This is a genomic window from Bacillus sp. FCW2, assembly GCF_021228595.1.
GTDB lineage: Bacteria > Bacillota > Bacilli > Bacillales > Bacillaceae > Bacillus > Bacillus velezensis.
In genome coordinates, this window is record NZ_CP089436.1 from 456595 (window position 1) to 478527 (window position 21933).

General features: G+C 42.5%; 22 protein-coding genes, 1 pseudogene and 1 riboswitch. Of the genes and pseudogenes, 16 read left to right on the plus strand and 7 right to left on the minus strand.

The window, feature by feature from the left end; all coding sequences use genetic code 11:
• Positions 1-7: 7 nt before the first annotated feature.
• Both K3G25_RS02505 and K3G25_RS02510 read left to right on the plus strand, forming a co-directional pair.
• Entirely contained in the window at positions 8-544 is a 537-nt protein-coding gene (locus K3G25_RS02505; RefSeq protein ID WP_115940842.1) for a 1,2-dihydroxy-3-keto-5-methylthiopentene dioxygenase, read from the plus strand.
• A gap of 279 nt (positions 545-823) precedes the next feature.
• Complete coding sequence (locus tag K3G25_RS02510; protein ID WP_003154690.1) at positions 824-1084, plus strand: aspartyl-phosphate phosphatase Spo0E; 261 nt, start codon at positions 824-826, stop codon at positions 1082-1084.
• Between the two features lie 210 nt (positions 1085-1294).
• Here K3G25_RS02510 and K3G25_RS02515 read toward each other — a convergent pair whose 3' ends face one another.
• Entirely contained in the window at positions 1295-2812 is a 1518-nt protein-coding gene (locus K3G25_RS02515; protein ID WP_029974827.1) for a sporulation kinase KinD, read from the minus strand.
• A gap of 198 nt (positions 2813-3010) precedes the next feature.
• On the opposite strand from K3G25_RS02515, the gene K3G25_RS02520 reads away from it, so the two are divergent.
• Positions 3011-3457, plus strand: a complete 447-nt coding sequence (locus K3G25_RS02520) for a MarR family transcriptional regulator MhqR (protein WP_003154686.1) — start codon at positions 3011-3013, stop codon at positions 3455-3457.
• Between the two features lie 35 nt (positions 3458-3492).
• Here K3G25_RS02520 and motB read toward each other — a convergent pair whose 3' ends face one another.
• The 3 genes from motB to clpE form a co-directional block, all read right to left on the minus strand.
• Positions 3493-4278, minus strand: coding sequence for a flagellar motor protein MotB (motB, locus tag K3G25_RS02525; RefSeq protein ID WP_017417652.1), 786 nt, complete (start codon positions 4276-4278; stop codon positions 3493-3495).
• A complete protein-coding gene (gene motA, locus K3G25_RS02530; protein WP_007408461.1) occupies positions 4250-5065 on the minus strand; it encodes a flagellar motor stator protein MotA in 816 nt (271 codons plus the stop codon). The genes motB and motA overlap by 29 nt, the downstream gene beginning before the upstream one ends.
• 169 nt (positions 5066-5234) lie before the next feature.
• The gene (gene clpE / locus K3G25_RS02535; protein WP_017417653.1) at positions 5235-7331 is read right to left on the minus strand and encodes an ATP-dependent protease ATP-binding subunit ClpE; all 2097 of its coding nucleotides are present in this window, start codon (positions 7329-7331) and stop codon (positions 5235-5237) included.
• Between the two features lie 400 nt (positions 7332-7731).
• Here clpE and K3G25_RS02540 point away from each other — a divergent pair, with 400 nt between their 5' ends.
• The 6 genes from K3G25_RS02540 (at position 7732) to queF (ending at position 12574) form a co-directional block, all read left to right on the plus strand.
• Entirely contained in the window at positions 7732-8769 is a 1038-nt protein-coding gene (locus K3G25_RS02540; RefSeq protein ID WP_205160651.1) for a YkvI family membrane protein, read from the plus strand.
• 97 nt (positions 8770-8866) lie between these two features.
• The gene (locus tag K3G25_RS02545) at positions 8867-9988 is read left to right on the plus strand and encodes a hypothetical protein (protein ID WP_159354079.1); all 1122 of its coding nucleotides are present in this window, start codon (positions 8867-8869) and stop codon (positions 9986-9988) included.
• 108 nt (positions 9989-10096) lie between these two features.
• Positions 10097-10141, plus strand: a riboswitch (PreQ1 riboswitch).
• 96 nt (positions 10142-10237) lie between these two features.
• Positions 10238-10897, plus strand: a complete 660-nt coding sequence (queC, locus tag K3G25_RS02550) for a 7-cyano-7-deazaguanine synthase QueC (protein WP_003154679.1) — start codon at positions 10238-10240, stop codon at positions 10895-10897.
• Positions 10898-11338 (plus strand): 6-carboxytetrahydropterin synthase QueD, encoded by a 441-nt coding sequence (queD, locus tag K3G25_RS02555; RefSeq protein ID WP_007611020.1) that lies wholly within the window; start codon positions 10898-10900, stop codon positions 11336-11338.
• Positions 11331-12062, plus strand: coding sequence for a 7-carboxy-7-deazaguanine synthase QueE (gene queE / locus K3G25_RS02560; RefSeq protein WP_029974820.1), 732 nt, complete (start codon positions 11331-11333; stop codon positions 12060-12062). The genes queD and queE overlap by 8 nt, the downstream gene beginning before the upstream one ends.
• Positions 12063-12079: 17 nt before the next feature.
• On the plus strand, positions 12080-12574 hold the full coding sequence (gene queF / locus K3G25_RS02565) for a preQ(1) synthase (protein ID WP_003154673.1): 495 nt from the start codon (positions 12080-12082) through the stop codon (positions 12572-12574).
• A gap of 288 nt (positions 12575-12862) precedes the next feature.
• Here the strand turns inward: queF and K3G25_RS02570 are convergent, their stop codons facing one another.
• On the minus strand, positions 12863-13219 hold the full coding sequence (locus K3G25_RS02570; protein WP_003245808.1) for a winged helix-turn-helix transcriptional regulator: 357 nt from the start codon (positions 13217-13219) through the stop codon (positions 12863-12865).
• A 168-nt stretch (positions 13220-13387) separates the two neighbouring features.
• Between K3G25_RS02570 and K3G25_RS02575 the strand changes: the two genes are divergently transcribed.
• Both K3G25_RS02575 and K3G25_RS02580 read left to right on the plus strand, forming a co-directional pair.
• Entirely contained in the window at positions 13388-14134 is a 747-nt protein-coding gene (locus tag K3G25_RS02575) for an SDR family NAD(P)-dependent oxidoreductase (RefSeq protein WP_182072644.1), read from the plus strand.
• 136 nt (positions 14135-14270) lie between these two features.
• Positions 14271-14483: pseudogene (locus K3G25_RS02580) on the plus strand (7-cyano-7-deazaguanine reductase); the annotation flags it as partial.
• Between the two features lie 1187 nt (positions 14484-15670).
• Here the strand turns inward: K3G25_RS02580 and K3G25_RS02585 are convergent.
• A complete protein-coding gene (locus K3G25_RS02585) occupies positions 15671-17425 on the minus strand; it encodes an AIPR family protein (RefSeq protein ID WP_017417662.1) in 1755 nt (584 codons plus the stop codon).
• Between the two features lie 698 nt (positions 17426-18123).
• Between K3G25_RS02585 and K3G25_RS02590 the strand changes: the two genes are divergently transcribed.
• Entirely contained in the window at positions 18124-18399 is a 276-nt protein-coding gene (locus K3G25_RS02590; protein WP_014417589.1) for a DUF3219 family protein, read from the plus strand.
• Positions 18400-18470: 71 nt separating this feature from the next.
• Here K3G25_RS02590 and K3G25_RS02595 read toward each other — a convergent pair whose 3' ends face one another.
• A complete protein-coding gene (locus K3G25_RS02595) occupies positions 18471-18656 on the minus strand; it encodes a YkvS family protein (RefSeq protein WP_003154669.1) in 186 nt (61 codons plus the stop codon).
• A 163-nt stretch (positions 18657-18819) separates the two neighbouring features.
• Between K3G25_RS02595 and K3G25_RS02600 the strand changes: the two genes are divergently transcribed.
• The 4 genes from K3G25_RS02600 to stoA all read left to right on the plus strand — a co-directional run bounded on the left by K3G25_RS02600 (position 18820) and on the right by stoA (position 21926).
• Positions 18820-19014, plus strand: coding sequence for a hypothetical protein (locus K3G25_RS02600; RefSeq protein WP_179156011.1), 195 nt, complete (start codon positions 18820-18822; stop codon positions 19012-19014).
• Positions 19015-19289: 275 nt separating this feature from the next.
• A complete protein-coding gene (locus K3G25_RS02605) occupies positions 19290-19913 on the plus strand; it encodes a cell wall hydrolase (protein ID WP_014417591.1) in 624 nt (207 codons plus the stop codon).
• Positions 19914-20028: 115 nt separating this feature from the next.
• Complete coding sequence (locus K3G25_RS02610; RefSeq protein ID WP_003154663.1) at positions 20029-21369, plus strand: polysaccharide biosynthesis protein; 1341 nt, start codon at positions 20029-20031, stop codon at positions 21367-21369.
• Positions 21370-21431: 62 nt separating this feature from the next.
• On the plus strand, positions 21432-21926 hold the full coding sequence (gene stoA / locus K3G25_RS02615; protein ID WP_061862136.1) for an endospore biogenesis thiol-disulfide oxidoreductase StoA: 495 nt from the start codon (positions 21432-21434) through the stop codon (positions 21924-21926).
• The last annotated feature ends 7 nt before the right edge of the window (positions 21927-21933 follow it).

The following is a 21933-nucleotide window of genomic DNA, read 5'->3' on the forward strand; positions in this document are numbered from 1 at the left end:
ATAGAAAATGGCGACCATCAGAATTCATGACGATAAGAATACGATCATTGAACATCAGGAAGAAGTAGCGCGCTTCTTAGACGAACAAGAGGTGATCTATGAGCAGTGGAACATTGAAAAACTTCCGTCTGAGCTTTCGGAAAAATACGATCTAACCGAAGATGAAAAAGAACGGATTCTCACGGCGTTTGACACGGAGATTCAGGACATTTCAGCCCGGCGCGGATATCAGTCTCAGGATGTTATTTCTTTATCAGATACCACGCCGAATCTTGATGAATTATTAAAAAATTTCCAAAGAGAACATCACCACACGGATGATGAAGTCCGCTTTATCGTCAGCGGACACGGCATCTTCGTCATTCAAGGCAAAGACGGCACATTTTTCGACGTCCGTTTAAATCCGGGAGATTTGATTTCAGTTCCGGAGAACATCCGCCACTACTTTACGCTTCAGGAAGACCGCCGGGTCGTCGCAATCCGAATCTTTGTGACGACTGAGGGCTGGGTGCCGATTTACGAAAATGAAAGTGTGCAAAACTGATAGACGTCCGAACCTCTCATGCCCCGCCGGCATGAGAGGTTTTTTATTGTAATATAAAGTCAGCTGTGTCTGTTTTTTAATTCCTGAATATGCCGCATTCTGTTTATATCATTACCCGAATGGGTATTATTCTCGTATTCATGCTAAAGATTCCAATATGAAATGAAAAAATAAGTTATTTAGTAAAAAAATGTTTACAAATAAAGTATAATCTGTAATAATGCTCAATAACCCAATCAAACTTGTTTCCTATTCTTTTAGCGGTGAGGGGTGAAGTGAATGGGCAGTTATTCTGAACAAGAAAAATTGCTTGTATCTATTGATAAAAAAAGAAAAATGATGATAGATGCAGCTAACAGGCAAGGGTTTACAGGATATGACACGATCAGGCACAGCCAGGAACTGGACTGTCTGATGAACGCGTATCAGCAGCTGGTAAACCGTGATCGTACACATCACCAAGGAATACAGGGCCTTGTGAAGAAAATAGGCTTGTTCTCCCGCGGTGACGTCATGCCTGCATATGAAGCAAACAAATGATTGATGATAAAACAGATAACGAAGACTGAATGCGCTTCCTGATCAAGCGCCGCATCCGAAAGATGACCGCGTACAGTCAGCAGATTTTTCCGCTGGCACGGCTCACGAAGCGCCTCGTACTATCTGCCGGCTATGATGCCGTTCCTCTGGTATATCCTCTTACACATATTCTTCTTTAAATAAAAAACACCCCGATCCAGGGTGTTTTTTTCATCGAGAAGCGGCAGGGAGGGCAATGGTGACCTCTGTGCCCTTATCGACTTCGCTTTGAATGTCAATCGAACCGCCGTACATCAGCATGATTCGTTTACATACGACAAGGCCGAGGCCGGTGCCTTTTTCCTTTGACGTTACAAACGGAAGAAAAATGTGCTCAAGCATATCTTCAGAAATGCCCATTCCGTTGTCGGCCACCTTAATGACTGCTTTATGATCGCGGGCTTCTAAATAGATGGACAGCCGGCCGCCTTCCTGCATGGATTCCAGCGCGTTTTTCGCGACATTTAAAATCACCTGTTTAATATGGTCTTTCGTGCAGTTGACCTTGAGCGGCCGATTGACGAGAATCTCCACATTCACTTCCACATTATACAGATTCCCTTCAGAATAAATAATCGGCATAATCTCATCAAGAATATCCTGCAGCGAGTTCACTTCCAACCGTTCAGCAGTGGGTTTTCCAAGCACTAAAAACTCACTGACAATCTGATTGATCCGTTTAATCTCCTGCTCAATAATTGAGAAATACAGCTGATCTTCCTCCGATTTGTATTTTTTCTGCAAAAGCTGAATGAAGCCGCTGATCCCTGTAAGCGGGTTGCGTATTTCATGGGCGGTGCTGGCGGCAAGCGTTCCGATCAGCTCCAATTTCTGCGCTTCATTTTGAGCGCGCTCCAGCTGGGTCTTGCGCTTAAGCAGATAATATTGAACGAGGATGAACAGAATATTCAGCAGCACGGCAATACTGGACATCGGCAGCAGCACGCTTTTGGTCAGCTCATTCAGCTCAACCGGTTTCGGATAAACATTGATATTCCAATTAATATCATCCAGATAGCCGCTGACCGGTTTCACACCTTCTGATTGATCAGCCCGTCCGCTGGCAAATATCACTTTATTCTGATTGGTTGCCTTGACATAAACGTCAGGGCTCAGCATATTGATCATATTTCTCAAATAATCGACTTGTATGGCGGCTACTAAATAATCCGTGACTTCCCGTTTTGCGTCTAACACCGGCACGCAGATCGTGAAGATGCGCTGGCCTGTAATTCTGCTGGAGTAGTCATTTGTGATGACCGTTTTTTTCGTCTTTTTCGCCTTCGTAAAATACGGTCTGTCGGCCAAATTCACCTTTGATTTCAGATCAGTTGTGCTTGCGATGACATCACCTTTGGAATTCAGCATATACAGACCGCTGAATCTGGGTTCATCCTCAAAAGCCTGATCGAGAATGTCAATGATCTTTTCTTCATTGACAGGCTTATCGACAGCGATCGCAAGTGTTGTCATCCGGGCTTTTGTTTCACCGATTAAATAATTGAGCTTATTGCGGTGAAGGTTGAGCATCATACTGGCTTCCTGTATGTGTTTATCGGCTATTTTCTGCTTTTCTTTTTCATAAATGAAAAAGCTGATAATAAGTGCCGGGATGATCACCAATATGAGATAAAGCTTGATCTTTCCCCGGGCACCTTTAAATGTATTCACTCTGCATCGCTCCAACATTACACTTGAATAGAGGTATTATATCATTTTTATACTTCTTTAATAAGAAAAAATAACCAAAATGATAGAAAAACAAATTATTTTATTAAGGTCAGACAAAAAGAAGAGAAATTTTGGAAACATTTTTGTTGACATTTTTCATTTTGTTTATTAATGTTTCTCTGTAACGGTTTCTTTTGTAAAAGGATGATTGAATGTATGACGGATAAAACAGAAAACTCATTGAAATTATTTATTGTACTGTCACGTGCGTACCGATCTATTAACGACCATATGAATAAACATATTCATAAGCACGGCCTGAACCCGACGGAATTTGCGGTGCTTGAGCTGCTGTACCACAAAGGCAACCAGCCGCTTCAGCAGATCGGCGACAAAATTTTATTAGCGAGCGGAAGTATTACATACGTTGTTGACAAATTAGAGAAAAAAGAACTTCTCATCAGAAAAGCTTCGCCGACTGACAGAAGAGTGACTTTCGCACAGATTTCCGAAAAGGGAATCCGTCTTTTGGACGATATTTTCCCTGATCATGCTGAAGAAATTAAAGAAATGATCAGTGTGCTGAGTGATGAAGAGATAGAAATGTGTACGGAAATGCTGAAAAGAGTGGGATTAAACGCTAAACATTTTCATCAGAAATAAAAAAGGAAGCCATTTGAAAGGCTTCCTTTTTTATATTACTGATTTTGGTCAGTCGCGGCGTTTCTAGGCTGTATCAATACCTCGACGCGCCTGTTTTTGCTGCGCCCTTCAGCGGTTTTGTTCGACACGGCCGGTTTATACTCTCCGAAACCTTTGGCGCTGAAAACTTTTGCGTCAAGTTTCGGGTTTTCTGTCAGAATAGCCATGAAGTTGACGGCCCGCATGACGCTTAAATGCCAGTTAGATTGATATTGTGAGTTTTTAATCGGTACATTGTCCGTATGTCCGCTGATGATAATGTTCCTCGGCGGATTCAGCACAAGGAGATTCGAGATTTCCTTGGCAAGCGGAATATCTTCCTGACGGATATCCGCCCGTCCGGAATCAAAAAAGATACTGTCTTTAATCGTAATTAAGAGTCCTTCTTTAGTCAGCTTTGTTTCAAGCTGAGTTTCAAGCTTTTTATTTTTTATAAATTGATTGACTTGCTTTTGCACGCCTTCAAGTTCTTCGCGGTCGGCTGCTTCTCTTTCTTTCTTTTTCTGTTCTTTATCTTTTTCCTTGTCTTTTTTTAACTGATCAACGCCGTCTTTTTCGTTTTCAGGAGGGGTGAGGCTTGAATATTCAAGAACACCCGTGCCTCCGGTAAACACGGCGTTAAATGATTTAGACAGCATTTGGAATTTCGCCGCATCGACCGAGCTCATGGCGAACAATACAATGAACAGAGCCAAAAGAAGGGTGAGCAAATCCGCGTACGGGATCAGCCAAGACTCATCCACATGCTCGTCATCATGCTTCTTCTTCTTTTTTCTCGCCATTGTTTGCCTCTCCTTCTTGTTCAGCGACTTTTGCGCGTTCATTCGCAGGAAGATACATGAGAAGTTTTTGTTCGATCACTTTCGGAGCCTGTCCTTCAAGCACTGACAGAACGCCTTCGATCATGATTTCACGCAGTTTGACTTCCTGCTTTGATTTGCGTTTCAGTTTGTTGGCGAAGGGATGCCATAGTACATATCCTGTGAAAATCCCGAGAAGGGTGGCGACAAACGCCGCACTGATGGCATGTCCGAGCGCCTCGGTGTTGTTCATGTTGGAAAGAGCGGCGATAAGGCCGATGACCGCACCCAAAACGCCGAGTGTCGGCGCATATGTGCCGGCTTGTGTAAAGATGGCTGCGCCGGCCTGGTGTCTGTCTTCCATCGCTTCAACTTCCTCAGTCATAATATCTCTGATAAATTCTGCGCTTTGTCCGTCAACCGCCATGCTCAGGCCGTTTTTCAAAAATGCGTCATCCACGTCTTCAATGCTTGCTTCCAATGCGAGCAGACCTTCACGTCTGGCGATTTGCGCCCATTGAGAGAACATAGGAATTAATTGCGCAATTGTCAGCTGTTTGTTTTCTTTAAACAGCACTTTAAAAAGGGCAGGCACTTTTTTGATTTCTTTTCCGGGGAATGCGATGATCACCGCAGAAATCGTACCGAACAAAATAATCAGAATAGCTGCCGGGTTAGCGAGTGCGCTTAAGCTGACCCCTTTCAGCACCATGCCCACGCTTAAAGCAATCAAGGCGAGGATGATACCGATAATCGATGTTTTATCCATAGTTTTCACCAAATCCTTTATACTAGCTTTCTATGGTTAATATCGGTGGCAGTGCATGGAACTTTAGGGTGATTGAGAAATTGTTCCCGAATTCTTCACAGTTTCTCCCTTCCGGCATGGAGAAAGAAACAAAAAAGCGGCTCCCCGAAAGGAGGGGACCGCTTTTTTCTTATTGTGCCCGGACTTTGATGCCGTCCTCTTCCATTACGACATGGAAGGCTTTTATTTCGTTGTCATCCAATAAGAGATCTGTCATTTCGTCCTCGATCAATTCTTGGATGGTTCTTCTGAGCGGGCGTGCTCCGAAAGCGGGGTGGTAGCCGATTTCAGCGATTTTTTCTTTCGCATCATCGGTGACGCTCAGGCTGATGCCGCGCTCTTTTAATGTGTCTTCAAGCTCTGTGAGAAGCAGGCTGACGATTTTCACGAGATGTTCTTTTTTCAGGGATTGGAATTCAATAATGCTGTCAAACCGGTTTAAAAACTCCGGTTTGAAGAACGCGCTCAGTGAATCAATCAGCGTTTGTTCTTCCAGGACGCTCTCTTCAGATTGGAATCCGACTTTCACCTGTTTTTCGCCGGTTCCAGCGTTGCTTGTCATAATCAAAACGGTATCTTTGAAGCTGACCGTTCTGCCCTGGCTGTCTGTCAGACGGCCGTCCTCCATAATCTGCAGAAACATATGCTGGACATCAGGGTGGGCTTTTTCAATCTCATCGAGCAGCACGATGCTGTACGGATTGCGGCGCACTTTTTCCGTTAATTGACCGGCTTCATCGTGTCCGACATATCCCGGCGGTGAACCGATGATTTTTGATACGGCGTGTTTTTCCATGTATTCACTCATATCGAGACGGATAATGGAATCTTTTGTACCGAACAGTTCATCTGCGAGTGTCTTTGATAACTCGGTTTTTCCGACTCCGGTCGGTCCGACAAAGAGGAAGGAGCCGACAGGTCTGTTTTTGGATTTTAAGCCGGCGCGGCTTCGTCTGACCGCTTTCGCCACTTTTTTCACGGCTTTTTCCTGACCGATGACGCGCTGATGAAGATGCTCTTCAAGTTCCTTCATTTTGACTTGTTCATCAGCCTGGAGTTTTCCGACCGGAATGCCTGTTTTCTGTTCAATGATGGCTTGAATATGCTCCGCCCCGATTTCAGGTGAAGAGGCCGGTGTTTCATGCGCCAGCTGCTTTTCCAACGCCGCTTCTTCATCACGCAGTTTCGCGGCAAGCTCATAATTTTCTTCATGAAGCGCTTTTGTTTTCTCCGCGTCAATTGCTTTGAGTCTCTCAGCCGCATCTTCTTCATTTACGGTATCAAGCTCCAGGTTCGCCTTAGAGCCGGCTTCATCTAATAAGTCGATCGCTTTATCCGGCAGGTGGCGGTCCTGAATGTAACGGGATGAAAGCGTAACACAGGCGTTTATCGCTTCATTGCTGAATGTGACGCCGTGGTATTTCTCATATTTATCTTTAATGCCTTCCAGAATGCTGATGGCTTGTTCTATTGTAGGCTCGTGAACCATGACGGGCTGGAAGCGTCTTTCAAGCGCCGCATCTTTTTCAATCTGGCGGTACTCTTTCAGCGTTGTCGCCCCGATGACCTGCAGCTCGCCTCTGGCAAGCGCCGGTTTCAGGATGTTCCCGGCATCCATTGATCCCTCGGCAGAGCCGGCGCCTACAAGAAGATGAATCTCATCAATGAACAAGATGACGTTTTTCCGTTCTTTTAATTCGTTCATTAATTGTTTCATTCTTTCTTCAAACTGGCCTCTGATCCCTGTATTGGCGACGAGAGAAGCGACGTCAAGCAGGTAAAGCTCTTTGTTTTTCAATTTGTTCGGCACATCGCCTTCAGCGATTTTAAGCGCGAGGCCTTCTGCAATAGCCGTTTTACCGACGCCCGGCTCACCGATCAGCACCGGATTGTTTTTATTCCGGCGGTTCAAAATTTCAATTACGCGCGCCACTTCATTATCGCGGCCGATTACAGGGTCAATCAGACCTGCTTTTGCGCCGTTTGTGACGTTTTGAGCGAGCTCGTCGAGCAGGCCTTTTTCAGGGCCGGCCTGCTGTTTATTTTGATTGGGAGCGAAACCTTGCTCAAACGGGAATCCGAATGATTGCGGCCCCATGCTCATAGACGGTTTTCGGGTTAATTCTGTATAACATGTTTCACATAAAACGAATTGTTTTTGAATGGAATTGACTTGCATGTTCAGGCGAATCGTCGCCTCGTTTTTCTGACAATGTTGACAACGCATTTGCCAAAACCTCCTTGAAAAATGTTTGATCATCTTTGACCAAACGGATTAGAAAATAAGGTCTTAACTTTGACCTTCTTTGATTAATAGTATACTCTGACCTTCTTTGACTTTCAAGTATTTTGTTTCAAACCCCGAAAAATAAATGTTTACAGCATGATAAGTGATATTTGTGAGGTTTGATTATTTTTGACCAATATAGTCAGAAAGGAAATGAAATGCTTTGACCTTTCTTGATGAAGAGTATACGCCGGCCCTTTTTTTCTTTCAATATTTTTGCTTAGAGGAGAGAGCTGAATCTGTTTCTCCGGGGAAGGACGATTTGTTCGTCTTTTCAGGCGACTTGTCTCATAAGCATATATAAAGGCCTGGACAAATCTGCGCTTAGCCGGAGGGTGAAATGGGACAAACAAAAGGTTCTGCAAGTCAGCTTGCATTTGTATACGTAGGCACGGTTGTAGGAGCCGGTTTTGCCACGGGAAGGGAAATCGTTGAGTTTTTTCTGAAGTTTGGCTGGATCGGTCTGTTCGGTATCGTGGTAAGCGGTCTGATGTTTACATATTTAGGCGCCAAAATCATGATCATTTCCAAACGGATTCACGCAGCATCTTATCAGGAATTGAACACATATTTATTCGGCCAGTCCATCGGCCGCGCCGTAAACATGTTTATGATGTTTATATTGCTGGGAGTGACCTCTGTCATGCTGTCCGGAGCGGGAGCGCTGTTTCATGAACAGCTTGGCTGGCCCGCACAAGCGGGGATCCTTCTGACGATCGTACTGAGCTTTGCCGTCATGACAAGCGGTGTTAAAGGTGTGTTCGGCGTCAATATATTGGTTGTGCCGCTTTTAATTTCTTTCTCTTTTATCGTGACAGCTGATTCATTTGTATTTACAAGCACGAGAAACGCGGACGAATGGGTATGGCCTGACAAGTGGAATTGGCTTTTGTCCGCCGTCTCTTACGGCGCGTTAAATTTATCGCTCGCCCAAGCCGTCCTTGTGCCGCTTGCGAACGAAATGTCTTCAGAGAAGGTGATCAGAAAGGGGGCTTATTTAGGCGGCGTTCTGTTGACACTGGTGCTTGCCGCGAGCTTTTTATCATTATCGGTGCTGCCGGATGTGCTGGAGTTTGACATTCCGATGGCTCAAGTTGTCTATTCGTATTCGCGTTCGCTTCATATCATTTATTTGTTTATTATTTTCGGGGAAGTGTTTACGTCAGTCATCGGCAATCTATACGGATTGGAAAAACAATTAAACAGTTTTCTTCATATAAAAAGTACATATATTTACGGCGGCATTTTGGCGTTTTCTTTCATTATCAGCCAAATCGGCTACGGACAGCTGATTTCCACCGTTTACCCGGTGTTTGGGTATGTGAGCCTCGCTTTTATCGGCGCATTGATTTGCAAAAAAATCCCGAAAGAAAAATAAGGATATAAGGAAAATGTCTGTATTTTTTGGGAATTCCCCTTCTTTTTTCCTGACATTTCTGTATAATGAATTGGGAAATGATGGGGAGGAGTAAGAGATGAAAGCTCGACGTGTATTATTGGGATTTATTTTTATTTGTATCGGCATTGCGTTTTTTTTACAGAAGGCGGGAGTTATATATATATCCGCAGGTTCGGCGTGGCCGTTTCTTTTCATTATAATGTCCGCAGGGTTTCACGCGGGATTTATTTTTGCGAAAAAAACGCCTGACCAGGCGGGACTGCTCGTTCCGGGCGGTATGTTTCTTGTGCTGGGCTGCCTGTTTTGTTTTGAAACGGCAACGGGATGGACGTATTCAGGCGTGACGTGGCCTGTTTATATATGGGCGCCTGCTCTCGGTCTGTTTGAGCTGTGGTATTTCGGCGGGAGGAAGTTAGGTGTATTGATTCCTGCTTTCATCCTGACTGCCGTGGGAGCACTATGCTTTGCCGGTATGCTGATGCCGGGGCTGTGGCCGCTTTTGATCATCGCAGCCGCGCTTTTGTTTCACGCCGCTGCCTTTATGCAGCCGAAAAAAAGATCGGGCCTTCTTATTCCGGGCGGCATTTTGCTTGTGACGGGCGGCTTGTTATGGTTTGAAACGCTGACGGATTGGACATACGCAAATGTGACATCTCCTGTCTACCTCTTTGCCGTTGCGTTCGGCCTGTTTGAAGCCTGGCTGTTCGGCAGAAGGCAAAGAGGGCTTTTGACTGCTGCTGCGGTTCTGTGCGCCGCGGGCATTTTCGGCATATTCACCAATGCAAATGAAGTCATCAGCGAACGCGGCTGGCCCGCTCTCATTCTTTTGCTGGGCGCCGCTTTTCACATTCCGATTTTCGGCCCGAAACCTGTCAAAAACGCGGGACTTCTCGTACCGGGCGGCATCTTATTGATTACGGGGATCTTGTTTGTCTTTGAAACGGCAACCAATTGGTCCTACTCCGGTGTGACATGGCCTGTTTATCTGCTTGCAACGGCATTCGGTTTATTTGAGCTGTGGCTGTTCGGCGGGAAAGAGAAGGCGCTGCTCATCCCGGTTGCGGTGCTGACCTTGACGGCACTTTGCTTTATGATGACGAATCAGCCGATCATTCCGGTTTCTGTTTTCTGGCCTGCTTTATTTGTTCTGATCGGGATTGCGCTGATGGTATTTCCGGGGAAAAAACGCGGGGCTTAAACCCGCTTTTGCAGCCTGACACAGGGTTCAGGCTGTTTTTTTATTGTCACGGGAAACAACATTATGGTATGATAGCAAAAGTGAAAAAAGAAGAAAATCCGTATTGATGCGGGAGAGGTTCTAGCTACACCCTCTATAAAAAACTAAGGACGAGCTGTATCCTTGGATACGGTTTTTTTATGTTTTTTAGGGCGCCTTCTCCGAAAAAGGCGCTTTTTTTATGGAATGATAGATAAGGGAGAGAAAGACATGAAAAAAGAAAAAGCAGTTGTGGTGTTCAGCGGAGGCCAAGACAGCACGACTTGTTTATTATGGGCTTTGCAAAACTTTGAAGAAGTGGAAACCGTTACATTCCATTATAATCAGCGTCACCAAGAAGAAATCGATGTGGCAAAATCGATTGCCGAAAAGCTCGGTGTCAAAAATCACTTGCTTGATATGTCTCTTTTAAATCAGCTCGCGCCGAATGCGCTGACAAGAGATGATATCGAAATTGAAGCGAAGGACGGGGAACTGCCGACAACCTTTGTGCCGGGACGCAACCTTGTATTTTTATCCTTTGCTTCGATTCTTGCGTATCAAATCGGCGCGCGCCACATTATCACCGGTGTTTGCGAGACTGATTTCAGCGGCTACCCGGACTGCCGTGACGAGTTTGTCAAATCCTGCAATGTCACCGTCAACTTGGCGATGGAAAAGCCGTTCGTCATTCATACGCCGCTTATGTGGCTGAACAAAGCAGAAACGTGGAAACTTGCGGATGAGCTCGGCGCGCTTGATTTTGTAAAGAATAACACACTGACTTGCTATAACGGCATCATTGCAGACGGATGCGGCGAATGCCCGGCATGCCTGCTCCGCAATAAAGGATATGATGAATATATGAAAATGAAAGGAGAGCGGAACTAATTGCTTTCTCAAATTTACCCGCAGGTTCAGCATCCTTATTCGTTTGAGTTGAATAAGGATATGCACATTTCAGCCGCGCACTTTATTCCCCGCGAAAGCGCCGGAGCGTGCAGCAGAGTCCACGGGCACACGTATACAGTAAATATTACAGTTGCGGGGGATGAACTGGACGATTCAGGCTTTCTCGTGAATTTCAGCGTGCTGAAGAAATTGGTGCACGGCGCTTATGACCATACATTGCTGAATGACCATGACGAATTTTCTGAAGATGACAGATATTCACTGCCGACGACCGAGGTCGTGGCCAAAACGATTTACGATAAGGTGCAGTCCTACCTTGAAACACTGGAGAATCAGCCGGTCTGCGTGCAGATTTTTGTCAGGGAAACCCCGACAAGCTATTGCGTATACCGCCCGAAAAAAGGTGATAGGAATGGCTAAAGGAATTCCGGTATTAGAAATTTTCGGCCCGACGATTCAAGGAGAAGGCATGGTGATTGGACAGAAAACGATGTTCGTCCGGACAGCCGGCTGCGATTATTCCTGCAGTTGGTGTGACTCCGCCTTCACTTGGGACGGGTCTGCTAAAAAAGATATTCGCTGGATGACGGCGGAGGAGATTTTTGCGGAGCTTAAGGACATTGGGGGAGATGCGTTTTCTCATGTGACGATCTCAGGCGGCAACCCGGCCCTGTTAAAACAGCTGGATGCTTTTATTGAACTGCTGAAGGAAAATAACATCTGTGCAGCGCTTGAAACTCAAGGGACCGTTTATCAGGATTGGTTTACGCTGATTGATGACCTGACAATTTCTCCAAAACCGCCAAGCTCAAAAATGGTAACGAACTTTCAAAAGCTTGACCACATTTTAACTTCACTTCAAGAGAATGATAGACAGCATGCTGTCAGCTTAAAGGTCGTCATTTTTAATGATGAAGATCTGCAATTCGCGAAAACCGTGCACAAGCGGTATCCGAATATTCCGTTTTACCTTCAGGTCGGAAACGATAACGTCCATACGACGGACGACCGGGCATTGATCGCACATCTGCTCGGAAAATACGAAACACTTGTTGATAAGGTTTCTGCCGATTCGGATCTGAATCTCGTCAGAGTCCTGCCTCAGCTGCATACATTGCTTTGGGGCAATAAACGGGGAGTTTAATAGAAAGGGAGATTTATATGACAAGAAAAGAATCAGAATTAGAAGGAGTTACGCTCCTGGGGAATCAAGGAACAAACTATTTATTTGAATATGCGCCGGAGGTTTTGGAATCATTTCCGAATAAACACGTGAACCGTGATTATTTCGTTAAATTCAACTGCCCGGAATTTACGTCGCTTTGCCCGAAAACGGGACAGCCGGACTTCGCAACTATCTACATCAGCTATATTCCGGATGAAAAAATGGTGGAAAGCAAATCGCTGAAGCTGTATCTTTTCAGCTTCCGCAACCACGGAGATTTCCACGAGGACTGCATGAACATCATCATGAATGATTTGATCGAATTAATGGATCCGCGTTATATCGAAGTATGGGGCAAATTCACGCCAAGAGGCGGAATCTCCATTGACCCGTATACAAACTACGGCAGACCGGGAACAAAATATGAAAAAATGGCCGAACATCGGATGATGAATCATGATATGTATCCGGAGACGATTGATAATCGGTAATTATTCCGTTGTGTGATACGGAGTGTGACCCGCACTAAGCTCAATAAAAGTGTGACCTGGTGCAACCTGAACTGTGACTTTTATGCAGTGAAAAATTGATAGTACAGAAGCAGATTAAGGCGTACAATTTGTACGTCTTTTCTTTTTTATCCGAAAGAAAAAATGCCTATCTAGAGATCATAGGCATTAAATATTATTATCAATATCTCATTTATTTCTGACTGTTCTTCATCTGTTAGGTGATGGTATTGAAGTTGTTTAGCATTTACTTCAGCAGCTACATCAATCCTAACTTAGTTGTTCTGGTTGTACAATTTCATATTCACCTTCTGCATACTCTTGCTCCGCATAATAGCCTCCCCATTGACAGAGCTCCTGCAAGATAGGTTTAAGAGATTCTCCAAGTTCAGTGGATGAATATTCAACCTTCGGCGGTACTTGATTATACATCTTTCTGCTCACAAGTCCACTGGCTTCAAGCTCTCTAAGTGTTTGAATCAGCATTTTCTGAGTTATATTTGGGATAATGCGCTTTAATTCACTCGTTCTCTTTGGTCCATTCATTAAAAAGTATAATACAAGGCCTTTCCATTTTCCGCCAATAACTTCCTTTGTCACTTCAAACCCACAGCTAAATTTTTTCATGTCTAAAGCTCTCCATTCCACATTTATTACTTTTTAGTTACTATATCACAAAAAAGTGGGTACTTCCGATAATGTGCTTACTGAAGGATACTATATCTTATAAGTTGTTCTTCAAGTACTTAAAGGTACTAGACATAAAATAATATTAATTCTAAAGGAGTGTTAAGTATGGGTAAATTTGAAGGTAAAATAGCGCTTGTAACGGGTGGAACAAGTGGGATTGGTCTTGCTACAGCACAAAAATTTGTAAACGAAGGTGCATATGTTTATATCACGGGACGTAGACAAAACGAACTTGATAAAGCTGTTAACCAAATTGGCAAGAACGTAACCGGTGTTCAAGGTGATATTTCTAAGCTTGAAGACTTAGACAAACTATATGACATGATAAAGCAGGAAAAAGGTAAGTTGGACATTCTTTTTGCTAATGCAGGCATCGGCAACTTCCTTCCATTAGGTGAAATTACTGAAGAGCAGGTTGATAGAACGTTCGACATTAACGTTAAAGGAACCATCTTTACTGTTCAAAAAGCGTTATCACTATTCCCGGACAAAGTAGGTTCTATTATTGTAACGGGCTCTACTGCTGGATCAATTGGCAACCCAGCGTTTAGTGTATATGGAGCATCTAAAGCAGCATTAAGAGCACTGGTTCGCAACTGGATTCTTGACCTAAAAGGTACTGAAATCCGTGTAAATGTGGTTAGTCCAGGAGGTATTCTTACACCTGCCTACGATGAGCTTTTTGGTGATGCACTTGAAGAAGTAATGGAAAATAGCAGAAATACTGTTCCAGCTGGAAAAGTTGGGACACCTGAAGAAGTAGCAAACGCTGTATCTTTCCTTGCTTCAGACGAAAGCAGTTACTTGACGGGTGTTGAATTGTTCGTAGATGGCGGGCTAGCACAGGTATAATTTCACTTCGTAGAGATTACAAATAGTCCCCAAAAAAGGTTAAAATCAATCGTTTGGTAAGGTGTGAAATTGGTGTGACTTCATGATTAATGTCTAGAGCAAGTACTTATGGGACAAGACTTTGACCTGCCTTTTCTTCCACGAGGATTGCATGAACATCATCATGAATGACTTGATCGAATTAATGAACCCCCGCTGCATTGAAGTATGGGGCAAATTCACGCCTAGAGGCGGAATCTCCATTGACCCGTATACAAACTACGGCAGACCGGGAACAAAATATGAAAAAATGGCCGAACATCGGATGAAGAATCATGATATGTACCCGGAGACGATTGACAACCGTTAATTTTCAGACGGAGTACGGTCTCGGAATATAACCTAAATACCCCTGGTTGTGATACGAAGTGTGAAACGGAGTGAGGTCACGGTAAAACCCGAACATTTAGCGTCAGTTTTAGACGGAAATGTGACCGAGTCACAGCGCAGTGTGACCCGTAATTAGAATAAAATAGAGTCGATAATGAACGTAAGTGTGACTGAAGTGACCTCGTCTTTTTAGGCGGGGTTATTTTTTTGTCCATTTTCCGAAGTGTATATTCACAATTAATAAATAACGGATGAAAAAAGTTTCATCGACCTTGTCGAAAAATCATTCAACACTTACACATTATACAAAGGCAAACAGATTCTAAGCCGATAGATAACGATCAGAAAAAGGGGGCGGGGTTACCGCAAATTAATTCGAGCGGCCGTCGAGCTTTTTGTAAAAGGCGACCTGCCGATTAGAGATTTACGTACCCTAAGATAGGCAATACGGAGTGTTATATCGCAGTCATTCAAAATGGAAATTTGTTTGCATTAAAGTGAAGAGTGCTCGATCCGAAGATTTCCAATGGTTAAATTCGGCCTAGCATATTCAAGCACATCCAGTCGCTTTTAAGGTATACGCAAACACAATGTGAAAATCGATACATAGGAGAAAACGGGCGGCAGTTCTTTGATGGTTATCGAAAGTTTCCGCAGATTAAAAGCAGGTGTGTCAAAAGAGGGGTCCGCATAAATAGTAGAGGAGTGATCGGATAAGCTTCAGAAAGACCAGTCGGAGCAGATTTGCTATTTCAGAGATCGTCATTTTGAATTTGAGCCAGCCAGCTTGAAAAAAGATTTTGTAGCATATTGGAGATGAAAATCTAAAAATACAAGTTAAAACACGGGTAAATGGATAGAAGGTACTGGAGTCAATTAAAATCAGCAATCCCATTAAACTTGTATAAAAATAAGACTATTCAAAAGAAGATGTACATATTCGATAATCGGTTCATAAACGAGAAGGGAGACTATTCGGTGAGGTTAGCCAAGAAATTACCTTTCAATTTAGACTGGACAGGGTCACAATTACCGGTTTTTTTTAGATCATGTCTTCTATATCTAGTGTGGGACTGTCATTTTTAATTTGTAGTCTTCGATAAAACTCAGAGATAAAAAAGGGGTAAAATTTCAAGTTACCCCCTAAAACACTTAAGATGTTGTTATTCATTTCGTAATTAGGTCTGAAATATTTTCATTTATAAAGTCACTTAATGCGATTTGTTTTGAAACGTAGGTTAAGTTTGTTTGGGAGATTTCCTCAGAATATTTTAAAACTAATTCTTTTGTAAAGCTATACGCTGTAAAGATTATTTCATCAGTTATATGTTCTACGTCTATGTTACATAAATCTCTATCGCCATTGAACCGAGCTTTATCTAATACTACAGAAGCAAGCACCCTAGATATATGGAAATTGTAATGTGTTGATAGAGCAATATCTATATCGTCATTTGGTGCAAACACTTGCTTTATAAATTGTTCAACTCGTTTCATCAATTTTATTGATTGAAGGTAAGTTTCCATCGGTCTATTATCTGGGAAAAGTCTATTATAATCACTCTCCTTTTTAGTAAGAATTGTTGGGTTTGATCTTGCTTTTGATGGGTTTTTTTCAACAATTGATGTTATACATTGAGATAGATAATTTATAGAAATTATTTTTTTTATCGGCTTGTTTTGATTTCTATAATAATTTTTTCTTCTATCATAAAAGTAGCCGTTCGCTAAGAAGTAATCTTCGATGTCTCTTTGTACCTTATGAGTAGCTCTTAATAAGGCTGGAGGTACAGGGTTATGAGAGTTATTTGACTTGATAATAGTGTCCATTGTTTCTTTTTTATTTGTTATTATAATTTTTAATAATATCGAACGGGTATCATTTTTAGGAAGATCAACGCTGAAGGCGTTATAAAGAGTATGTGAAGTCTGTAAACCATTTACAATCTGGATATTTTCTAATTGTAGTGTTTTTCCAATCAATGTCCCATTTTCTGCAATAATAGTTATCCCGTTATTTAACCACCAAAAATCAAATTCATTTTTTTCCCTAAGAGTTTCTGCTATGTCGTTATTTACAGATGTATTGTTTTGAAAATCCCGAATGTTAGATTCAAACAGATATTTTCTTAAAGTATTATCTCCATCACATAGAAATTTATAATATTCTTTCACATTTACAGAAGCAATATAACCCCTTTGATCGGATTCTCTGTAATCTATAGCAATTGGGTTTTCATTTAGTTTTAATGCAAGCGAATAGTCTGGTTCTTTACGTAAAAGGTTTAATATGTATTCAGCATCAATAAGTTTATAATTAAAATTCATTTTGCCTAGATTTGATTGAAGTGTCTTTTCTCTTAAAATACTGATTTTATTTAGATATGAATGGTTCTTATACTTGGGGCCATATATCTTTTGTTTATCTCCTTTGCAAACATGATAAAAATTAATGTTCAATGTTGGATGCTTTATTGCTATTTTCTTAATTATATTATGTATTAAATAAATTTTTTCGATAAGATTTTCAGAAACAGCTTTTTTTATTGATTCTAAATCTTTGTCTAAATCAAATATAATGTTCGTTGCTACAATAAATTTATCAATCACAGATTCATTAATGGTGTTAGTATTTTTATATTGAAGAAAATGGAGGTCTAGTTTCATTTTACTTTGGATTTCAACCTCTTCTAGGTTATTGATTAATTCATCATTCAAATAAATATAGACTCCGTCAATCCCGTAATCCTTACTATCACCAACTAAACCAAGTAATGCTTCGTCAAATGCAATGTCTTGGTTTTTAAATATTTGTTCGGTTGAGAACACCTCAAATGCTTTATCTTTTGTTTGAAATTGGTTGCCATTTTTATTTATATAATCATCTAAATGAACATTTAATAAAGTCAATTGGTTACTCAAAATTCTCACTCTTTTCAATTTTAATTAGTCGTTAATAACAATATCAAATTAATTACATTATATCCATAAGTTTGTTTTTGCGAGGGTCGTTTGAATTGAACAATATCGAGTGAAATGTATTGGTTAGAAATATAAGTTGAGTGTATTCCACATGTAAGAGTATTGTGATTTAAAGTCGCTTCTATTTAAGAAAATAAGAGTAGATCAGGGTTATTACAATATACCCCTTGTTTGGTTTTGTGAGTATTATTAATGTTAAATATCTATAAAGGGGATATTGATATCGAAAAGGAGATTTTTTGGAGTTAAATTGATGTGATATTGAATTTGGGTAATGACATCGAAAGATAAGTATTGAAATTGACTAGCGGTTTTTCTAAAGTGGGTGAGTTGTAATCATTGTATAACAAAAACGATATTTAAATTAAGTTTCCACTTTTCCTTTTCCATGCATGATTTTCCTGCCAAAGAATAAATAGTACATGAAAGTTCAGTATTAAAAAGACGAGTAAACCCGGGGGAGTGTACTCGCCGCTTCATTACGTGACGGGTGCTGGATGGCAGCTCGTCTGTTTCATTATAAAATAGGGAACGTATGTTTGTAAAGACCTGCGCTGTTTTTTCTCATTCGGAGCGGATCAATTGTAAAGGAATGGTCAGCATGATAGCATGTCCTGTAAAAAGAAGGAGTGTTCGTTATGGAGCCGTTAGAGTTAAACGGTGTAAGGCTGAAAATGTATGATTGTAAAGAAAGTGCGGGCAAAAACGGCCGCATGATTTCATTTGTATTGAAGGTGACCTCTGAAACGTATCATGATATTGCCGTCCTTTTGTATGAAAAAACATTTGACATCAAGGCGCCCGAGCGCGGGCTTGAATTCCGCGGTAAAATAACCAACTACTATACATCCGTCACAAATCTTTACAATAAAGATGAGACCGGTGATTTTTATGTAGAAATGACCGAGATCTGAATTCATTTGAAAAAGCTGCCGGGCGGCAGCTTTTGTGCGGGATATGTAAATGGTTCGGATGTTCGGGGGGTTTAATAGGAGTCTCTGATGATTTTATAATTCTTATGGTTGACGACAGTGAGGGAATCTAATTCAAGGTCACGATAATTATCCATGATGGTTACATCAACGATGACGGAGTTTTCATTTACTTTTTCAACAATACCGGTTAATCCGTTTTTAAATTCAATGACGTTTCCAACCTTAGCAATTTTCACGAGCTTCCTCTCCTTTATCATAAATCCTGTTTGAAAATATTTTGCAGTATTTTCTTTAAGAAGTAAAGCGATATGGGTATCAGCCCGCTCAATCATTGTCCCGGCGGGGGAAAGATGGTATATTGTTTTTCGGGAAAAAGCCGAGAAAAGGAGGCTGTATTCGTTGCTGCCTGAGGAAATTTCAGAACGTATCAACCAAATGCGCACCGGTGAAATCAAAGAATTCAGGGTGCAGAAAGAACATTTTCTTGCATTTCGAGCGGCTTTGTCGAAGCAGGAAGATTTTAAGCATTTCCGCGGTATTGCCCAGCAGGGCGGGGATGTTATATTCCAGTATTTAGAACAGCCAAGAAGCTGACGGCTCCTCGCACTTGAGGAGTCTTTTTTTTGTTTTTTAGTTTCTCATTTCATCTGGCTGTAACAGATGTAAACAAAATGTAAAATCCCTCCGATGGATACTTTTACTGCTATTTGGTTAATGTTGTGAAAATGACGGCTGTTTTCCTGCCAATAACAAGGCTGTTAACGAACTTCTTCCATCATAAAAGCTGATTGGGAGCACTGGAAAATCTTTAACCGTGAATTTGCGCACAGCTCTTGTTAAGGTAGTGAAGTATTTAAGGAGGAAATCGTATGACGACAAAATTTGCTGCCTTGGCTGTCTTTTTTCTATGTTTTATGCCTGCATCAAAAATTGAACATACAGAAGCTCTGTTTACTTTTGCGAAGAAGCCAAAGCAAGAACCCAGCACACTGGTTGCTGATTTAAATAAAAAAAGCTCGGTTCCGAAGCTTTCAAAAACGGATCATAAGCATTCTATCCAACCGATAAAGCTGTCATCTCACCAAGAGAAGAAAGCAAAACCGGAAGAGACGGCTTATCAGCCGCCGAAAAAAACGTATTCCCGCGCTGACAGACAACTTCTGGCACGTCTCGTTCACGCAGAAGCGAAAGGTGAATCTTATAAAGGGAAGGTTGCGGTAGCCAGCGTAGTGCTGAACCGCACTGAAAAAAACGGCTTCCCGGATACCATTCGGGGCGTGATCTATCAAAGGAATGCATTTGAACCGGTAGCAAACGGAAGCATTAATCAAAAGCCGGATAAGGATTCCGTCGCCGCCGCAAATGAGGCGCTTGACCATCCGGGCAGAGAAACGAACGCGTTGTTTTTCTACAATCCGAAAACGGCATCTGACCACTGGATCCGTTCCCGAAAAATTATCGAACGGATCGGCAGACACGTATTTGCGATGTAAGCATAGCGGGATCAAAAATATCCCGGCTATGCTTTTTTCAATTTTGAGAAATCGAAAATATTTTCAGAACTTGTCTCATATGATGATGGAAGAACGAGAGACAAGGAGAGACACCATGAATCGATTTGTGAAAGGGATCATTCTTTTATCCATCGCCGCCTTTTTCGCGGAATGTCTGGAATTTGTCGTGAATATGATACTGGCGCGGGAGCTTGGCGAGCATGGGATGGGGCTTTACATGAGCATTCTGCCCACCATTTTTTTAATTATCGTGATCGCCAGTCTGGAGCTTCCGATCTCCATTTCAAAATTCATCGCGGAATCCAATCAGAAGCTGCATGAAAGCATGCTCCGGCATGCCTTCAGAATGACCGCCGTTTTTACCGCGTTTTCAACCGCGGCCGCAAGCATCGCGCTGCCGTTCATTCCTGTATTCGATACGTATCACCCGTTTATTAAAGGGATTGTCATCGGGCTGATTCCAGTCGTCGCTTTTACATCCATCGCCAGAGGTTATTTTATGGGTGTGCAGCAAATGGGAAAAATCGCGGTTGCGAATGTCTTGAAAAAAATCATTCAAGTGCTTTGTCTGTTTATCTTTTTTCAATGGTACTCTTTTGAAATTGATATGGCCGTGCTCATTTCGTTATTTGTGCTGGTCGCAAGCGATGTTGTGGTGTTCGTTTACTTGTATACGCAGTTTATTTTGGCGCGGAGGGCGCTTTCCGGCCATCAGCACATTCATCTTCGCGGGAAAGACGTGCGGAAACGCCTCCTGGCCGTATCCATCCCGACAACGGGACTTCGTATATTTCATGCGGTGACAAACGCCATTGAACCCTTTTTAGTGAAAGGAGCGCTGCTGGCGTCCGGGGCAGCCGGGACAGCCGCGATTGATCAATACGGCATGCTAGCCGGTGTAGCGATGACAATCGGTTCGTTTCCCGCATTTATCGCCCATTCGCTGATGGTCGTCATGATTCCCAGCATTTCAGAAGCGTATGCGCTGTCCCAATATGATATTGTGCTGAAACGGCTGAGACAAGCGATTTTTATTACATTCGGCTACGGCATTCCGGCAGTCTGGGTCATGTTTCAGTTCGCGGGCCCGCTGACCCATTTGTTTTTTCAGTCTCCGGAAGCGCAGTATTATTTGCAGCTTTTGTGGCCGTTTTTTCTTTTTCACCTGTTTGTGATGCCGCTTCAGGCCTGTCTGATCGGTATCGGCCACGTGAAAACGGCGTTTTATCATAACGTATGGAGCAGCATTGTAGGGCTTTCGATGATGTATGTGCTCGGTTCTATGCCGGAATTGCAAATGCTCGGCATTATACTCGGCATGAATACCGGCATGATTCTTCTGACAAGTTTACATTACGCGACGATCTGCAAAGACCTCGGTGTCTCCGTGTTTTTGACGGGCGGCGGAAGAACAGCGCCCCGGATCGAAAGCTGAAAAGGCTGATACATTTCAATAAGGAAGGGCAAGCTATCCGAAACGCGTGAAAGGAAGATCATATGCATAAAAACCGCCTAATTGTATGTGCAGTCCTTTTGATAGCTGCCGCCGTCTGGATGCCTGAAGCAAACGCCTCATCAGAAAAACAGGCAGTTCCCGCCGTGTTTCTGATGAAGACGATTGAAGGAGACGAGATATCGATTCCGAATAAAGGGCAGAAAACGATATTGCATTTTTGGACATCGTGGTGTCCGCCGTGCAAAAAAGAACTGCCGCAATTCCAAACGTATTATGAACAGCATCAGTCCGATGATGTAAGCCTTGTAACGGTAAATCTGATGAATGCCGAGCGAAACAAAAATACCGTTCAAAACTTTGTCAGTCAGCACCACCTCACTTTCCCGATTGTTCTTGACACGAAAGGCGAGCTTATGAAGGAATACGATGTCATGACGATTCCCACGTCATTTCTGCTGAATGAAAAAGGAGAAATCGAAAAAAAGATCGTCGGTCCGATGACCGTCTCACAATTAAAAGAATGGTCAGAGAAATAAAAAGGTG

Bases quoted from the DNA above. Each gene is read 5' to 3' on its own strand.
- K3G25_RS02505 (WP_115940842.1), top strand. From the start codon at position 8: ATGGCGACCATCAGAATTCATGACGATAAGAATACGATCATTGAACAT.
- K3G25_RS02510 (WP_003154690.1), top strand. From the start codon at position 824: ATGGGCAGTTATTCTGAACAAGAAAAATTGCTTGTATCTATTGATAAA.
- K3G25_RS02515 (WP_029974827.1), bottom strand. From the start codon at position 2,812: ATGTTGGAGCGATGCAGAGTGAATACATTTAAAGGTGCCCGGGGAAAG.
- K3G25_RS02520 (WP_003154686.1), top strand. From the start codon at position 3,011: ATGACGGATAAAACAGAAAACTCATTGAAATTATTTATTGTACTGTCA.
- motB (WP_017417652.1), bottom strand. From the start codon at position 4,278: ATGGCGAGAAAAAAGAAGAAGAAGCATGATGACGAGCATGTGGATGAG.
- motA (WP_007408461.1), bottom strand. From the start codon at position 5,065: ATGGATAAAACATCGATTATCGGTATCATCCTCGCCTTGATTGCTTTA.
- clpE (WP_017417653.1), bottom strand. From the start codon at position 7,331: ATGCGTTGTCAACATTGTCAGAAAAACGAGGCGACGATTCGCCTGAAC.
- K3G25_RS02540 (WP_205160651.1), top strand. From the start codon at position 7,732: ATGGGACAAACAAAAGGTTCTGCAAGTCAGCTTGCATTTGTATACGTA.
- K3G25_RS02545 (WP_159354079.1), top strand. From the start codon at position 8,867: ATGAAAGCTCGACGTGTATTATTGGGATTTATTTTTATTTGTATCGGC.
- queC (WP_003154679.1), top strand. From the start codon at position 10,238: ATGAAAAAAGAAAAAGCAGTTGTGGTGTTCAGCGGAGGCCAAGACAGC.
- queE (WP_029974820.1), top strand. From the start codon at position 11,331: ATGGCTAAAGGAATTCCGGTATTAGAAATTTTCGGCCCGACGATTCAA.
- queF (WP_003154673.1), top strand. From the start codon at position 12,080: ATGACAAGAAAAGAATCAGAATTAGAAGGAGTTACGCTCCTGGGGAAT.
- K3G25_RS02570 (WP_003245808.1), bottom strand. From the start codon at position 13,219: ATGAAAAAATTTAGCTGTGGGTTTGAAGTGACAAAGGAAGTTATTGGC.
- K3G25_RS02575 (WP_182072644.1), top strand. From the start codon at position 13,388: ATGGGTAAATTTGAAGGTAAAATAGCGCTTGTAACGGGTGGAACAAGT.
- K3G25_RS02590 (WP_014417589.1), top strand. From the start codon at position 18,124: ATGGAGCCGTTAGAGTTAAACGGTGTAAGGCTGAAAATGTATGATTGT.
- K3G25_RS02605 (WP_014417591.1), top strand. From the start codon at position 19,290: ATGACGACAAAATTTGCTGCCTTGGCTGTCTTTTTTCTATGTTTTATG.
- K3G25_RS02610 (WP_003154663.1), top strand. From the start codon at position 20,029: ATGAATCGATTTGTGAAAGGGATCATTCTTTTATCCATCGCCGCCTTT.
- stoA (WP_061862136.1), top strand. From the start codon at position 21,432: ATGCATAAAAACCGCCTAATTGTATGTGCAGTCCTTTTGATAGCTGCC.